The sequence below is a fragment of the Bradyrhizobium sp. AZCC 2262 genome (assembly GCF_036924535.1).
In the GTDB taxonomy this organism is placed as follows: Bacteria; Pseudomonadota; Alphaproteobacteria; order Rhizobiales; family Xanthobacteraceae; genus Bradyrhizobium.
On the sequence record NZ_JAZHRT010000001.1, the window covers coordinates 5,643,537 to 5,658,515 of the forward strand.

At 59.1% G+C, this 14,979-nt stretch carries 19 protein-coding genes and 1 pseudogene; 9 read left to right on the top strand and 11 right to left on the bottom strand.

From position 1 onward, the window contains the following. Window positions 1-20: 20 nt before the first annotated feature. Window positions 21-245, bottom strand: coding sequence for a hypothetical protein (locus tag V1283_RS26505; RefSeq protein ID WP_334389505.1), 225 nt, complete (start codon window positions 243-245; stop codon window positions 21-23). A 34-nt stretch (window positions 246-279) separates the two neighbouring features. Here V1283_RS26505 and V1283_RS26510 point away from each other — a divergent pair, with 34 nt between their 5' ends. Next, window positions 280-417: a hypothetical protein gene (locus V1283_RS26510; RefSeq protein ID WP_334389506.1), complete on the top strand. Its 138-nt coding sequence runs from the start codon at window positions 280-282 to the stop codon at window positions 415-417. 67 nt (window positions 418-484) lie between these two features. Here V1283_RS26510 and V1283_RS26515 read toward each other — a convergent pair whose 3' ends face one another. Next, window positions 485-2,467 carry an adenylate/guanylate cyclase domain-containing protein gene (locus V1283_RS26515; RefSeq protein WP_334389508.1) on the bottom strand — a complete coding sequence of 661 codons (1,983 nt, stop codon included), beginning with the start codon at window positions 2,465-2,467 and terminating at the stop codon, window positions 485-487. Window positions 2,468-2,513: 46 nt separating this feature from the next. Between V1283_RS26515 and V1283_RS44795 the strand changes: the two are divergent. Next, a pseudogene (locus V1283_RS44795) lies at window positions 2,514-2,690 on the top strand (transposase); the annotation flags it as partial. Window positions 2,691-2,732: 42 nt separating this feature from the next. On the opposite strand, the gene V1283_RS26520 reads toward V1283_RS44795, so the two are convergent. After that, entirely contained in the window at window positions 2,733-2,999 is a 267-nt protein-coding gene (locus V1283_RS26520) for a DUF2277 domain-containing protein (protein ID WP_108518865.1), read from the bottom strand. Between the two features lie 130 nt (window positions 3,000-3,129). Here V1283_RS26520 and V1283_RS26525 point away from each other — a divergent pair, with 130 nt between their 5' ends. The 5 genes from V1283_RS26525 to V1283_RS26545 all read left to right on the top strand — a co-directional run bounded on the left by V1283_RS26525 (window position 3,130) and on the right by V1283_RS26545 (window position 6,266). Then, window positions 3,130-3,369 (top strand): DUF2188 domain-containing protein, encoded by a 240-nt coding sequence (locus tag V1283_RS26525; protein WP_212420341.1) that lies wholly within the window; start codon window positions 3,130-3,132, stop codon window positions 3,367-3,369. Between the two features lie 228 nt (window positions 3,370-3,597). Further along, a complete protein-coding gene (locus V1283_RS26530) occupies window positions 3,598-4,662 on the top strand; it encodes an alpha/beta fold hydrolase (protein WP_334389511.1) in 1,065 nt (354 codons plus the stop codon). A 29-nt stretch (window positions 4,663-4,691) separates the two neighbouring features. Then, entirely contained in the window at window positions 4,692-4,979 is a 288-nt protein-coding gene (locus tag V1283_RS26535) for an MmcQ/YjbR family DNA-binding protein (RefSeq protein WP_334389512.1), read from the top strand. Window positions 4,980-5,244: 265 nt separating this feature from the next. Next, window positions 5,245-5,598 carry a hypothetical protein gene (locus V1283_RS26540; protein ID WP_334389514.1) on the top strand — a complete coding sequence of 118 codons (354 nt, stop codon included), beginning with the start codon at window positions 5,245-5,247 and terminating at the stop codon, window positions 5,596-5,598. A gap of 65 nt (window positions 5,599-5,663) precedes the next feature. After that, a complete protein-coding gene (locus tag V1283_RS26545) occupies window positions 5,664-6,266 on the top strand; it encodes an MSMEG_1061 family FMN-dependent PPOX-type flavoprotein (protein ID WP_334389515.1) in 603 nt (200 codons plus the stop codon). Window positions 6,267-6,409: 143 nt separating this feature from the next. Here the strand turns inward: V1283_RS26545 and bfr are convergent, their stop codons facing one another. The 3 genes from bfr to V1283_RS26560 all read right to left on the bottom strand — a co-directional run bounded on the left by bfr (window position 6,410) and on the right by V1283_RS26560 (window position 7,766). Next, window positions 6,410-6,895: a bacterioferritin gene (gene bfr, locus V1283_RS26550; protein ID WP_334389516.1), complete on the bottom strand. Its 486-nt coding sequence runs from the start codon at window positions 6,893-6,895 to the stop codon at window positions 6,410-6,412. A gap of 138 nt (window positions 6,896-7,033) precedes the next feature. Continuing rightward, the gene (locus tag V1283_RS26555) at window positions 7,034-7,309 is read right to left on the bottom strand and encodes a (2Fe-2S)-binding protein (protein ID WP_334389517.1); all 276 of its coding nucleotides are present in this window, start codon (window positions 7,307-7,309) and stop codon (window positions 7,034-7,036) included. A 178-nt stretch (window positions 7,310-7,487) separates the two neighbouring features. Then, on the bottom strand, window positions 7,488-7,766 hold the full coding sequence (locus V1283_RS26560) for a hypothetical protein (protein ID WP_334389519.1): 279 nt from the start codon (window positions 7,764-7,766) through the stop codon (window positions 7,488-7,490). Window positions 7,767-7,946: 180 nt separating this feature from the next. On the opposite strand from V1283_RS26560, the gene V1283_RS26565 reads away from it, so the two are divergent. Then, window positions 7,947-8,261, top strand: a complete 315-nt coding sequence (locus V1283_RS26565; protein WP_334389520.1) for a hypothetical protein — start codon at window positions 7,947-7,949, stop codon at window positions 8,259-8,261. Between the two features lie 234 nt (window positions 8,262-8,495). Continuing rightward, window positions 8,496-8,768: a hypothetical protein gene (locus tag V1283_RS26570; protein WP_334389521.1), complete on the top strand. Its 273-nt coding sequence runs from the start codon at window positions 8,496-8,498 to the stop codon at window positions 8,766-8,768. 214 nt (window positions 8,769-8,982) lie between these two features. Here V1283_RS26570 and V1283_RS26575 read toward each other — a convergent pair whose 3' ends face one another. From V1283_RS26575 to V1283_RS26595, 5 genes are all read right to left on the bottom strand, one after another. Next, window positions 8,983-10,176: a lytic murein transglycosylase gene (locus V1283_RS26575; protein WP_334393177.1), complete on the bottom strand. Its 1,194-nt coding sequence runs from the start codon at window positions 10,174-10,176 to the stop codon at window positions 8,983-8,985. 73 nt (window positions 10,177-10,249) lie between these two features. Then, complete coding sequence (locus V1283_RS26580; RefSeq protein WP_334389522.1) at window positions 10,250-10,840, bottom strand: TIGR00645 family protein; 591 nt, start codon at window positions 10,838-10,840, stop codon at window positions 10,250-10,252. Between the two features lie 305 nt (window positions 10,841-11,145). Further along, window positions 11,146-13,551, bottom strand: coding sequence for a hypothetical protein (locus V1283_RS26585; protein ID WP_334389524.1), 2,406 nt, complete (start codon window positions 13,549-13,551; stop codon window positions 11,146-11,148). A gap of 12 nt (window positions 13,552-13,563) precedes the next feature. Then, on the bottom strand, window positions 13,564-14,694 hold the full coding sequence (grrM, locus tag V1283_RS26590) for a cyclophane-forming radical SAM/SPASM peptide maturase GrrM/OscB (protein WP_334389525.1): 1,131 nt from the start codon (window positions 14,692-14,694) through the stop codon (window positions 13,564-13,566). A 9-nt stretch (window positions 14,695-14,703) separates the two neighbouring features. Next, a complete protein-coding gene (locus V1283_RS26595) occupies window positions 14,704-14,976 on the bottom strand; it encodes a hypothetical protein (RefSeq protein ID WP_334389527.1) in 273 nt (90 codons plus the stop codon). Between the last annotated feature and the right edge of the window lie 3 nt (window positions 14,977-14,979).

Consider the following 14,979-nt stretch of genomic DNA (forward strand, 5'->3'; position numbering starts at 1 on the left):
CCAGCCGAGCCTGCGCGCCATCACGGCCGCCCCTGCCCGCCGGCATTGCCGTTTCGCGTCAGCAGGTGCATGTGCTGAAACACCCAGCGCATGGCGAGATACCAGAGGTAGCCTCCGATGCTCCCGCAAACGGCAAGAAGGATGATGTAGGCGGGATGATACTCACCGCTCCACCACAGCATCCCACCGATCCAGAAGACGGTGAAGAAAATCGCGCCGAGCTTCAATCGCCTTGCCTGATCCATGACATCCCTCCGATGGCTGACATCCGAGACAATCATGGAAGCCACGGCCTCGCCGCACCGTGAGGTGCATCACGCCGCGCCGGAACCGGGCGGCTATGAATCCATAAATCCAAAGTGGTTGGCGAACTTCCGCTTTGATGCGCATTCGGGACTCACGTCGGACATCGCGTGAGGTGCAGCAGGAGACCTTGTTACTCCTCTTGTCTGCCCGCAAACAGGCAATGAAGATCCTTGTCACCTCATTGCTCGCGAACGCCGGCCTTTCTCAGTCCATCGAGGATGTCGTCGTACTCACGACGAAACTGCGGATTGTTCGAACGTGCGTAGCCGTTTTGATGGAACCACTGGACCGTGAAGTCCGGTCGGATTGCATTCAATTCGGCTAACGTTTGCTGCGCCATTTCCAATTGGCCCGTGGCTCCATAAGCTGAAATCAGATCCACATACGGCAACCAGTCCAATTTGTTCAGATTGATCGAGCGCCTGCATTCCGCAACGGCTTCGTCATATTGGCGCACATGTACGTGAGCATGACAGAGGAAGAAGTGCCAGGCGCCAGCGGACGGATCTTTGGGGCTCAGGCGCAAAGCGATCTGAACTGGGGAGAACGCTTCGCGCGCGCGTCCCGCCGTGACAAGTGCCATTCCCTTTGATGCGTGCGCGCCCGGCGAATTAGGGTCGATTTCCAAAGCTGCATCGTATTCAGGCAGCGCTCCCTCGGGATTTCCGTGCTGCAAAATGTTTCCCTTGGCTATGTGCGCGTTTGCGGTCGCCGGGCGCTTTGCGAGAACTTGATCAATTAGTTTGATCGCCGTCTTTTTGTCTTCGACCACGGACGTTGACCATCCGTTTATCACGCCACTGGCTATGCAAAACGCTTTCCCGAGCATCGCATCAATGTTATCCGGATCGAGGCGCAGCGCGCTATCGAACAGGTTGTTTGCCTGCGCGTTTGTTACCTTGGTCCGCGGCTCATAGAGCTTTGCCCAGCCGCGCATGCTGAAATCCACAGCATCGGGATTCGTTGACTGGTCCATTTGGCCGCGCCGACTTTCGGCCTGGATGAGTTCGACGTTGAGAGAGCGCGCGAGCCGCGCCGTGACCTGCTCCTGCAAGGCGGCGAGATTCATCCGATCACCGTCAAAACGATCCGACCAGACGTCGCGACCGGTCGAAAGGTCGGCAAGCGACACGTTCATCCGGACCCGATCTCCGGCCCGTTGCACGGCGCCCTGTACGGCCCATCGAATACCAAGGTCCTTGCCGAGCGTCTTAAGATCGACCTGCTTGTTCTTATAGGTAAAAGCCGTCCCGCGCCCGATCACGAATGCATCGGGCATCTGTGCGAGGTCGGTCGTCAGGTCAGTCGCAATACCGTCCGCGAAATAATCCTGCTCCGGATCGTTGTTGAGGTTCGCAAAGGGCAGGACGACAAGGGACAGGCGGGGAGCGATATCAGGCCGGGCCGCTGCCTCTCTCTGTGTCTTTTGCCCTTCCTGCAAAGCACCCGCGGGGACCGTCTTCCCGACATTCCAATAGACGACGAGGCCGCCGGCCACCGCACCGACGACTGCAAGCGCGCCACCGACATGCGCCAAACGCGCTCGGATCCGACCCATGGAACGACGAGGCGGCGAAAGCCGACCTTGTCTTGCGCGTTCAGTCTGGGTAGCCGGGCCAGGTCTATCCCTGATCACGGCATAGGCCCGCACCGGGCGGTCGATATTCTTGAGGTTCTGCTCGCCCAGACCGGCGAACTCAACGCTGACCTTGCCCCGGACTTGATCGTAGGCAGAGGCAGAGATGCAGATGCCGCCCGGTTCTGCGATACTTTCAAGCCGCGCCGCAATGTTAACGCCGTCTCCAAAGATGTCGTGGGACTCCACGATTACGTCGCCGATATTGATGCCCACACGGAAAGTAATGCGCCTATCTTCAGCGTCTCCGATTGTCAGTTCGTCAATCCGGGTCTGGAACTGTACAGCAGCTCGGACGGCTTCGACGGCGCTCGAAAACTCCGCCAAGAACCCGTCGCCGGTGTTCTTCACGACGCGGCCGCCGTGGTCGGTAATCGCTGGCTTTACGCCGTTCGCCAGGAGAGCGGCCAGTTTGGCGTGGGTCGCCTCTTCGTCATGGTGCATCAACCGCGAGTAGCCAGCTACGTCGGCGGCCAATATCGCCGACAGCCTCCGCTCGACTCGGTCTGGCCGCTCCTGCTCCATGCCTGCGATCCAACCTGAACGCGATTTGTACAACGCGTCACCTGAGATGGCCATACTGGCAAATGTCGCAATTGGGTCATTCGCGGCGGGTTGCGATCAGGTCGTCCTTCCGAACAAGCCGCGTGGCTTTTCTCCGCGTTGACGATCGACGCGTCCTGAACGGTATCTTTTGGGTCTTGCGCCCGGATGCTCCTGGAGCGATCTGCCGGAAACCGATGGCCCCGCAGACCCGCGCATTTGGTTGGGCGCTGAGGAGTCCGCGCCCCTAGCCGAATCTCGCCCGCGAGCGCTCCCGCGCCTTCTCGGCCTCGACCTCGCGATCGCGCGGCGCGGCGTTGGTCTGCAGCGAGGCCAGCAAGCGCCGCGCACTGTCGGACACTTCGGAAACCGCGCGGTTGAACGCCTCGGCGTTGGCCTGCGACGGTGAGTTGAAGCCGGAGAGTTTTCGCACGAATTGCAGCGCGGAAGCGTGGATTTCGGCGTGGGTCGCCGGGGGATCGAAATTGAACAGGGTCTTGATGTTGCGGCACATGGTTTTCTCCTCTGCACCCGTCGTCGGTCAAGGACGAACGGCCGGTGCAAAATCCGACAGCATGGCCTATTCTGTCATGGATCACGCGGCGCGTTCACCCCTGTCGGCACCTGCAAACAGCGAGTTCCCGATGACCCATGTGACCTACAAGATCGTCGAACATGACGGCGGTTGGGCCTACACCGTCGACGGCGTGTTTTCCGAACCGTTTCCGAACCGCGCCGCGGCGCTGGCAGCCGCCCGGCGCGCGGCCGCCGAGCAGCGGGTGCCGGGCCGCACGGAGGTGATCGAATACGAAACCCCGGACGGACGATGGCACTCGGAGACCGCCGCCGGCAATGACCGGCCGGAAACCGAGGTCGAGGGCTAGAGCATTGGTTCTGATCGAATCAGAACCAATGCTCTACATTCTTGTTTTGACGCGTTTTCTACCGCAGATAAGTCTACGCAATCTGCGTGAACTTTGATTGCTATGCGAACCGGTATCCACTTCGCTCTAAAACGCTATCGTCCGGCGATCTGGTGACGGAAACAGCCGGTGTGCTAGGCTCCCTGCCAAGCGGTCCGCAAAGACAACCGCAAGCCCGGGGAGACCATCATGAATTTTTCGCACGCCGCTTTCGCGGCCGCCGCATTGGCCCTGACCACCATCACCGCTTTCGCCGCGGACTATCCCGCACCGAAACAGGGCGAGTGGATCGCCAGAGATTTCAAATTCCACACCGGCGAGACGATGCGGGAGCTGCGGCTGCACTACACCACGATCGGCGAGCCGACCGGACAGCCGGTGCTGGTGCTGCACGGCTCAGGCGGCTCGGCGGCGAGCATGCTGACGGCGACTTTCGGCGGCGAGTTGTTCGGTCCCGGCCAGCCGCTGGATGCCGCCAAATACTACATCATCATTCCGGATGGTGTCGGCCACGGCAAATCATCAAAGCCCTCCGACGGCATGAAGACGGCGTTTCCGAAATACAATTACGAGGACATGGTCGATGCGCAGTATCGCCTCCTCAAGGAAGGGCTCGGCGTAAAACATCTGCGGCTCGTGATCGGCAATTCGATGGGCGGCATGCACACCTGGATCTGGGGCGGCAAGTATCCGCAATTCATGGACGCGCTGGTGCCGATGGCGTCGCAGCCGACCGAGATGGCGGCGCGCAACTGGATGCTGCGGCGGATGATGCTGGAAACGATCAAGAACGATCCCGACTACGTCAGCGGCAATTACATCACCCAGCCGCGCATGATGAAATACGCCATCAATGCCTATGGCATCGCGACCGGTGGCGGCACGCTGGCCTATCAGGCGCTGGCGCCGACAGCGGCGCAGGCCGACAAGATGGTCGACGAGCGGTTGGCAACCGCCATCACTGCCGATGCCAACGACTTCATCTATCAGTGGGAAGCCTCGCACGATTACAATCCGGCCCCAATGCTCGAGAAGATCGAAGCCACGCTGCTGTTGATCAATGCCGCCGACGACGAGCGCAATCCGCCGGAAACCGGCGTCACCGATGCCGCGCTGAAGCGCGTCAAAAACGGCCGCCTGTTCCTGATCCCGGCCTCCAGCGACACGCGCGGCCATCTCACGACCGGCAATGCGAAATTCTACAGGAAGCAATTGGAGGAACTGCTGCAGACCGCACCGCAGAAGGCGATGTGAACGGGTACGGGCATTGAAGCGAGCACGCGATGTCGGCCAGTCATTTTCGCCGCACGGCACTCGCTCTCCCCGGCGCGGTCGAAGGCGCGCATCAGCGCACGGCCGATTTCCGCGTCGGCAAACGTATCTTCGCCACCCTCGGTTATCCCGACGATGCCTGGGGCATGGTGAAACTGACACAAGCGCAGCAATCGATGCTGGTTGACGCCGAGCCGGAAATTTTCCGCCCCGTTCCAGGCGGATGGGGCAGGCAGGGCTACACCAGCCTTCGCTCGCGAAGCGTGCGAGGCTGCCGCGCCGAAGCCCAACGGGCGTAGGCGGGCCGTGGCCGCGAGCTTCGGCTCGGCAAGCCATCTTGCTTTGGAAGAGCGCGCTTGCGATGGCGTGGAAGAATGTCGCGCCGAAAACGCCGGTGAAATCGGCCAAGAAAACGTCGCGCTGATTTCGCACCGCATCAATTCACTGCCGCCACATCGCTCATTATTTGAGCGTGCATCCGCACGCCGCCTCCGCTTGAATTGTCCTCAGGATTTGCGAATCGCGGGTGGCATGCCGCGAGGACAAGACGCTGCGGAGGATCGGATGCGAAGGCTTGCGCCATTCGTCTTGCTCGCCTGCCTTTCGGTGCCGGCCAGCACAGCACTCGCCGTCGACAGGGGCCAGTTCGACCATGTGCCGCCTGATATCCGCGCCTGGTTCAAGCGCGTGATCGCGCCGAACGGCGTGCCCTGCTGCGATGTTTCGGACGGACATCGCACCAGCTACGACGTTCGCGCCGGCGCCTATTGGGTTCCGATCGAGGGTCAGTGGATGCAGGTGCCCGAGCGCGCGGTCATTCGCGACCAGGGCAATCCGGTCGGCGAGGCCGTGGTGTGGTATGTGCACCACCGCGGCAGCATCATCATCAGCTGCTTCGTGCCGGCGGACGCGGTCTAGATTGTCTCAAGATGACGCCCGTGCCGCGGGATGATAATCTCCGGCGAAATCGAAAGGAGCCGCCCTTGTCCGATCTCGAAGCCAGCGACCTCGCCACGATCTATCCCGCGCCCTCGCCTCGCGTGATCGCCAAGGCGCGGCCGGAGATCGACGTCCATGCGAAGAAATTCATCGGCATGTCGCCGTTCTGCGTGCTGGCCACCTCAGGCGCGGACGGCAGCGTCGATGCTTCGCCACGCGGCGGCAATCCCGGCTTCATCCATGTCGCGGGGCCGAACCTGCTGTTGATGCCGGATCGCTCGGGCAACAACCGCATCGACAGTTTTCGCAACATCGTCGAGGGAAGTGGCTTCGTGCAGCTGATCTTCTTCGTACCCGGAATCGACGAGACGCTGCGTGTCGGCGGCAAGGGCAAAGTGTCGGCGGAAGCGGAGCTGATGGCCTCGATGGTGGAGTTCGGCAAGCCGCCGCGTGCGGTGCTGCGCATCGACGTCAGGGAGGTCTATTTCCACTGCGGCAAGGCGCTGATGCGCTCAAAGCTGTGGGGAGGTGAGCGGGTCGAGCGCTCGGTGATGCCGAGCATCGGCGAAGTGATCCACGACCAGACCGGCCTCGGCGAGCGCGAAAGCCAGGAGGTGATTTACGAGCGCTACAAGACGCAGCTTTAGCTGGTGACCCAAAATCTCGCCGTCATACCCCGCGAAGGCGGGGTATCCAGTACGCCGCGGCTTTTCGGTTCAGTCACTGACGTCTCTGGAATACTGGATCACTTCGCGGGTGATGACGTCGGTGGGCGTTCCGGGATCGTCGTCTAGTCCCCGCTCTCCAACCCGCCGACATGCTTTTGCGTGTAGAGCTCGAGTCCGATGCGCTGGATCAGGTCGAGCTGGGTTTCGAGGAAATCGATGTGATGTTCCTCGTCCTTCATCAAGCTCTCGAACAGGTCGCGTGAGACGTAGTCCTTGACGCCGTGGCAGTGGGTTGCGGCTTCCTGGTAGAGCGCGCGCGCGGCGATCTCGGAAGCCAGGTCGCATTCGATGATTTCCTTGACATTCTGGCCGATGCGCAAGGGATCGAGCACCTGCATGTTGGGGAAGCCATCAAGGAACAGAATCCGGTCGGTGAACTTGTCGGCGTGCTCCATCTCCTCGATGGATTCCTTGCGCCAGACCTTGGCCATTTCCAGAAGGCCCCAATTGTTCAGGAGCCGGTAATGCAGCCAGTATTGGTTAATCGCGGTGAGCTCGCTGCGAAGGCCCTTGTTGAGATAATCGATGACTTTTGGGTCGCCCTGCATGGTGCACTCCGGTTCTTGAGGCCAAAGACGGCCTGAAACTGTATTTAGAATGCTTCTAAATCAGTTTAGGGCCGAGAGCAACCGTACCGCGAAAAAAGCGGTGGGAACGGCGGAAATCAGGGGAATTCGAAGGGGTTTTCAGCAGGCCGCGAGCACGAAGGCCGGGGCAGCTTCCTGCGCGGGCTCGTCGTTGGCGGCGTGGCGGCTGTGCGGGCAGCCGGAACAGCATTCCTTGGCGCAGGCGCCGAGGGCTTCATCGATGATGGTCTTGATCGTGCGCGCGCACCGGCCGCATTCGGCGCTGCAGCCGAGGCAACCGTAAATCTGTTTCGGATTTCGCGGCAGGTCCGAGGATGCGCTTACGGCACTGCGGACATCGTGGTCGCTCAAAACGTTGCAGGAACAGACGATCATGAAACAGAAGAACCCTAGGGTGATGCGACCTCATCGATATTTAAGAGCGCGACGAGATGCAAAAGGAAAAGCTGCATTTTCAAGCAATTCCAAACTGATGCCAGGGAAATACTGGAATGAATCTAAAAAGGCCGTGCGGTAAATCACACCGGCACTGAATCGGCGGGTTTTCCGGGCATTAATCGCCGCCACCACCGCCGCCGTCGCCGCCTCCTCCGCTATCCCCACTGGAATCGCTGGACGAGCTGGAGCTATCCGACGAAGAGCTGTCGCTGCCGAACCAGGAAAACGGGTTCCAGCCTTCGCCACCGGAACTGTCGCCCGGGCCGATGCCGGAAGTGTCGCTGCCTGCGCTCTGGCGCTGGTCCTTGCGGTTTTGCACCCGGACCATCAGCAGGTAGCAGATCAGCGACGTCCCGCTGACCGCGACCATGAATGCCGTCATTCCGCTCGTCATTGCGTTCTTCGCTCCAGGCGGCCCGGGCAGGATCTTAGGTATCTTTGCACCGCAGTTTGCCGGTTTCTCCCAATTTGTCGCCTCCAAAGGCACGGCTGTTCATTGATCATTCAAGCGAGATGTGGAACTTTTGCCGGGACAAAACTTAACGTCCTTTGCTCCCACGAGAAAGGTGAGGCCATGAAGAAGACATTGATGGCGATCGGTGCCGCCGCCGCGTTGACCGTTTCGGCCGTGGCAATCCCGGCTCCCGCCCATGCGCAGCGCGGTGTCGCGGCAGGCGTCGCGGCCGGATTGCTTGGCGGCGCCATCGTCGGCGGCGCGATCGCCTCGCAGAACGGCTACTACGGCCCAGGGTATTATGCGCCCGGCTACTATGGCGGCGGCCCGGCGTACGTCGTCGATCCCGGCTACGGCGAATCCTGCATCTGGCAGCGGCAGCGGTTCTGGGATGGTTATGGCTGGCGGGTCCGCAACATCAGGGTTTGCGACTAGCGAGCCGTTCATCTTCATTAAATTAGCGCCCCGCATCACGGAACGGTGCCGCTTTCCGTGATGTACGTCATTTCCGGCCTGAAAAAGACCGTTTTTTTCGACGACGGTTCCGGCACGTTTACTTTCGATTGACCCATGTGCGCTTTTTTAGCGAAACGGCAGTTCGAAAACGGCGTGTGAGTCATCCCTAAACCCCCGGCGCCCGAAGGCGTCACCCCCAGGAGAGGCCAGGACATGAAGAAGACATTTGCTGCCTTCGTCGCGGTTGCAACGATCGCCGGTTCGCTCGCAGCGACCCCCGCAAGCGCACAGCGTGGCGTTGCCGCAGGCGTGGCTGCCGGGCTGATCGGTGGCGCGATCGTCGGTGGTGCGATCGCCTCCAGCCGCCCGGCCTATGGCGGCCCGGTGTACGTGGAAGAAGCGCCCTACCCGGCGTGCCGCATGGTTCGCGAACGCTTCTGGGACGGCTACGAGTGGCGTTTCCGCCGCGTCGAGGTCTGCAACTGATTTGATCGCTTGGCGCGCGAGCGCGTTCTGATCCAAGACCCGGCCGAGATCTCGGCCGGGTTTTTTCTTTAGTCGGTAGTCGGTGCCGTAGCCCGGGCGAAACCCGGGGCTTCCATCCGATGCTGCGAGAATCCCGGATTGCGCGGAGCCTGTCATCGGGCGCGCATTCGCGCGACCCGTTGGCTCCATCCAGGCTACGAAGTCTACGAAATAGTCACCGCCCCGCACTCATCGAGCGCAGCACCGCTTCGCTCGGCCAGCAGTCGACCTTGAGGCCGGCGGACTTCTGATACGCCCCGAGCGCCGCGCGGGTCTGCATCCCCGCCTTGCCGTCGAGCTTGTCCTTGTAGAGGCCGATCCGCGTCAGATGGCGCTGCATGGCCTCGACATCGGAACTGCGCAATTGCGTCGAGGCGGACCACGGGGTTGCGAACGGCTGCGGGCTCACCATGCGGTCGGCGAGATGGCCGACAAACAGCACATACAAGTCGGAGAAATTGTATTCCTTGATGACGAAGTAGTTCTTGGTGGTCAGGAACGCCGGACCGTAGATGCCCTCCACCTGCAGCAGCGAGGCCGGCTGCGCCTGCTCGGCCGCGCTCAATCTTTGTCCGCGCACCGGCACGAAGCCTGCGCGCAGCCATTCGGCGATCGGCTTCGTCACCTCGGGCACGCCCATGGTGCAATCGACGTTGGCGGGCGCCTTCACCTCATAGGCCCAGCGCACGCCGCCCTGCCAGCCCTTGTTGACGAGCTGCTGCGCGGCGGAGGCCAGCGCATCCGGCACCGAATGCCAGATGTCGACACGGCCGTCGCCGTCGAGATCGACGCCGTGCTTGTAATACTCCGACGGCAGGAATTGGGTGTAGCCAGTGGCGCCGGCCCAGGACGAGCGAAACTCATTGCGCGCCACCGCGCCCTCGCCGAGGATCTTCAGCGCCAGGATGAATTCGGTGCGGTACTGCTCCTTGCGGCGGCCGACATAGGCCTGCGTCGCCACCACGCGCAGCGTGTCGTAAGGCAGCCGGTAGCGCCCATAGTCCGTCTCGCGTCCCCAGATCGCCAGTACGACGCTGCCGGGAACGCCGAGGCGCTTTTCAATCTCGGTGAGCGCCGCGCGATGCTTCTGCATCAGCTTCTGCCCCTCGGCCGCGAGCCGCGCGATGGAAGCCTCTTTCACGTAATCGGCCGGCACCTGCACGAACTCGGCCTGCGACGGCGCACCGGTGGCGGGCCGGCCCGGCAGGATCAGATCGGGCAATTTGTAATCGGGCTCCAGCCCCTTCGTCTCGGCATCGAACGTCGCCCGCGACACGCCGGCCGCCTGCGCCTCCGGCCACAGCGAGGCGATGAACTGGGTGAAGGCAGCGTCGGCGGCGTGAACCGGGCGCACCGCGCCCGGCATCATCGCTGCCAGTATCAGAACCGCGGCTATCAACCTCTGTCGCAAACCGGAATCCTGTCGGTCGACACGCCGCCCATCAATGCGAGACGGCCTGCTTGGCATGTTCGGTGGAAACGTTCGACAATTTGTCGACATAGGCAATGCCGATCGCCGACAGAATGAAAACCGTGTGGATGATGGTCTGCCACATCACGCCGGTTTCGGTGTACCCGCTCTTGCCTGAGGCCAATCCTCCGGCCTCGATGAAGGTGCGCAACAGGTGGATCGACGAGATGCCGATGATGGCCATCGCGAGCTTGATCTTGAGCACGCTGGCGTTGACGTGGCTAAGCCATTCCGGCTGATCGGGATGTCCTTCCAGATTGAGACGGGAGACGAACGTCTCGTAGCCGCCGACGATGACCATCACCAGCAGGTTGGAAATCATCACCACGTCGATCAGGCCCAGCACCGCCAGCATGATCTGCTGCTCGCTGAAATCGAAGGCGTGGGCGAACAGGTGCCACAACTCCTTCAGAAACAGCACCACATAGACGCCCTGCGCGACGATCAGGCCGATATAAAGCGGCAGCTGCAGCCAGCGGGAGCTGAAGATCAGCAGCGGAATCGGCCGCAATCCCTTCCGCAGAGCTTCGGACGGCAAGGGTGTTTCGGGAGTGAGGGACATTCAGGAGGGCTCGCTGCAGGGGGATTCGAATTGCGGAAGGAGGCCTATATCTACGCAATCTGACCGCGCTGTGAAGCGACAACTGGCCGCAGCGCACGTTATCACGACGTCACGTCAAGCAAGCCTGTTCCAGACTTACAAGGCGAAATAACGGCGTTGCCCGGCCGGCCGTGAAGGGGGACTGCATCTGTAGCATTCGGACGGCACGACTTGCGGGAGCTCCATCGTGCCAACCGAGGACGAGCAGTGTCTCGTAGCGGCCTGCTTCCCGCCACAGCGAAGCCATGCCGTACTGAAGCGGCGACTCAGGCTGTCACGGCATTCAGTTTCGCCTCTTTAGACTCACTGGCTTGATCGATACCACAGTCAATCCACTCGACCTGACGTCTTTGAACTTTTGCAAACAGCCTCGCGCAATAGTCCTCGTACCGAACGGCTTCCAGCGGTGTGAGATTGCCAAGCGACGGAATGGGAAACACCAGACATTTGTCGAGATCCAACTCGTTCCCGTAATATCTCAGAATGAGTTCCCGAAGCTTCTGGCCATTTCCGTCAGCGCGATTGGCTTCGTTGTAAAGCCACCATGCACGCCAATGACGACATCCAATGCCAAAGCCGAGAGCAGTTATGAAAGCAACAACGGTCGGAAATATCCATATCTGGTACTCTGCAATTTTGGATCCGCCGTCACCTTTCGTCGCACGTATGCTTGCATAGAGTTGCGGCAGCGAAAATACAAAGCTCGAAAACAATCCTTCATTCCTCGATGTCGCTACCTGCTGCTGAATGGCAATATCTGTCGAACCAACGGGCGGTGAACGATTACTGGCCGAATAAGAGCTTAACAACGCGCCCAGAGTACAGTCCTTTGGCTCTTCAAACAAATGCATATCATCCGCATCATCGCCCACCCCTCCTGGAACGACAGGTTTGCTTTGCGCATTGAACTTGTTCTGCAGTGAAATGCAGATGGCTGCAATCTCCTTTAGCTGCCGCTCAACCTGGTCAGGGTTTACATTCATCAATTTTCCGAGCGAGTTCAAATTTTTCGAAATCGATTTCAGATCACTGGTAGACAATATTGAATACACCGCTTTTGGGTCGACCGACTTACTCTCAATGATCGGCTGAAGGGCGGTAAAATCGGTCATGATCCGATTGTAGGTTTCCCTCGGCGATGTGCTTACCTGGTATGAATTAGATACTGTGTTCAGGATGCCGACCAAAAGAGCGGCTAGGCAAGCATGAGCAAAGGCCGCCCCATTGAACAAACCAGCAAAGAGTGAAAGACGCGAGCGAGGAAGACGAGCGGCTTGGCGAAAATAGAGCAGACCGAATGCCGTTCCGACGCCCGCTATGATGGTGTTAAACAATACAAACGAGACAAACGACATCGGATTGTAGGCTACGTACTGCAGACAATTGAACAGCGTCAGAATCAATGTAGCCGACACGATGCAAATGACACTACTCAACAGGCTCGACGACAATGCTACCGTGCTGTAGCTCTCCAAACTCTCTTTCCACGCTTGCGCTTCCAATAACTTGTCACGCGAGTAGTCCAGGACCCTGAAAGTCACGATGTAGATCAGAAAGCCGGTCAAGATCGTTAAAAAACCCTGGAGCAGGTACCTGTTTGTCCAGTCAACACCGACTGTCTTAGAAAGCATCGGCGCAAATAGGAACAAGCCAGAAATAACGACGCCAGATAATATGAAGGCATTGACGAGGAACACATAACCAACGTGATCCGAACGGTTGTTTACATAGGCACTAGAGAAGCCTAGTTGATCCAATCGATGCGCCAGATCGTTTCCATTTCGAGCAGTTCGAGACAATAGCACGGCAATCGTAAGCGAGATCTCCCTCGAAAATCGCTGTATGTCAGCATAAAGGTGATCAGGACCTTCTCGTCCCTTATCCGGGCTTCCGATCTGGGCCAGCAGATTGCGCTGCGAATTTTGCAACCGCTCGAACGCGTCTCTATTCTCTTGCAAATCGGTAAGATTATCGAGCCGCGGGTTCGAGATACCGGGACTCTTGTTGAACATCTGGCTTAAAGTAAAGAACAGGATATTCGCGCGCAGAAATGCCGTCGTTTCGTCCTCGATCTCCGGATTTCGTTCAAATTTTGCTATGCTTTCTTCGCCGACCAAACCCATCAAGGCAGTTCGCCGTTCGATCAATTTGGTCCCGTCTATGGACGGATCGTTCAGTAGCCAGGTTCCTACCTTAAAATTTCTCAAACTGAAGGCGAGATCGCTCACCGCTCCCGGAATGTAAGCGATCTTGTGGGCGTACTGCCGAATAAACAGCTCGATGCGACCAAGCAAGGAATCATCGCGCGCAGCTCCGGTTGATATCAGAAATGTCGCCGCGGCGACTTGCCATGTTTGCGCACTGGCCACCAAGCTTAATTTGGTCTGGTTGGCATTACTCTGATCAAGACTGAATATCGTTGGGCCGATGATGCTAATCGCAGTGTAAAGTGCCGCCAGCAGGAGCACGTAAACCATGCGGCCCCACTGGTAGCGAGAATCGATCGTTAGAGATTGCGGGGGCAATTGGGCAAATGGACCAACAGACTCTTTGTCGTATGTTGGCATGTTAAATTTATCTTTCGAATACATCACTATGATCAGCAAGCCGAGGCAGTAGGTCGCCAACGATCTAAGGTCGGAAAGCTGCAGTATTTCACCGTACGATGCCATTTTCTGCCTCTCTCAAAATGTACTTGCTTCAAATGACTTGGGTCGGGATTGCTTCGACAACAAACCTAACAACGCATCGGCCGATGTCTGCGTAGTCAATCTGCAGAACTCGGTTTCCGTCGCACTCATGTCTCCCTTTTCGGAGAGCTTGTTGACTGGACTACCACCGCCGCAAAGAGCGAAATAGCGGCAGGAACTCTTGCAGGCCGCAACGCCTTGCGCGATCTCCCGGCTTGCTCGCAGGAATGCCTGGGTGTTAGAAAAATCTTCGAGGCCGCCTTCCAGAATATTGCCGAATACGAAATTGTCGTAGTCCGGCGCGTTCATTTCCATGAACTCGGGAGAGAACGTTGAGACGCTACCGTCAGCTGCAACCACGATGGCGGCCCACGGATCGACCTGCTCGTTTTCGGACAATTCGACACCCGCCAGTTTCTGCGCAATGCGCTCGACTTCGCGGATATGCAGGGGAAAATCATCGCGGTATGCCTGGTTGAGTATCTCAAGAACGAAATCTGTTACGGCAGCCTTGAAATCCCTGCCTGAGAAACTCGAAACCTTGTTTGCGCCTTCTAGTTCATCGACGCTGAAGCTGATCTGCGTAATTCCGAGGTCGCGATAAAAGGCGTAGTAGTCCCCAGGACAGTTCAGGCCATCCGGATGCAAAACGGTGATCACGCTAGGGTCGAATCCGGCGTCCTGAAGGCGCCTTAACGCCCTGACGGCCAGTTGCCAGGTGGGCCTGTTATTGCGCGTACGACGGCGCGCATCATGAAACCGCTGCGGACCGTCGATGCTCAGACTGACATTGGTGTTGGTACGACGGAACAGATCGACCCATCGGTCGTTGATGGCGATCCCGTTCGACTGCATCGCAAAACTGGTGTGAGCCGGCGCAACGTCCCTCAGGCGGCCATAAGCATGCTCATACCATTCGATCGGGGCCGCCGTCGGTTCGCCAGCATGCCACACGACGATTGGAGCGGACTGAGATGCTAGGCGTCGAAATATCTTTTCACGCAGGGCTTCGAGTACATCGCGCGACATCAAGCGCCTATCGTCGCGATGACCAAGATAACAATAGGAACAGTTGATGTTGCAGTAGGGTGTCGGTTGCAGGATGATGAGACGAGGCTCGATCATCATCAACCCCTAACAGTTCCGCCAGTAGCCGGAGAAGCAGTTGCGGAAGTTGGGAAAATTCGGAAAGTACTGGACTACGGTGGTGGTCTCGCCATCCCGCATCTGCTCGACGGATTTGATGCTGAACTCCGGATTTGCATTCAGCTTCAGCAGGCCGGACAACATGCCGGGCTTGAGCTGATCCTTGCCATCCACCGCAGGCGAAATCTGGCTGGCATTGGCCTCGCTCGCCAACGCGAGCAAAAAGGCAAACGGAACCGGCCCAACCCTTGCTCCAGCCATAGC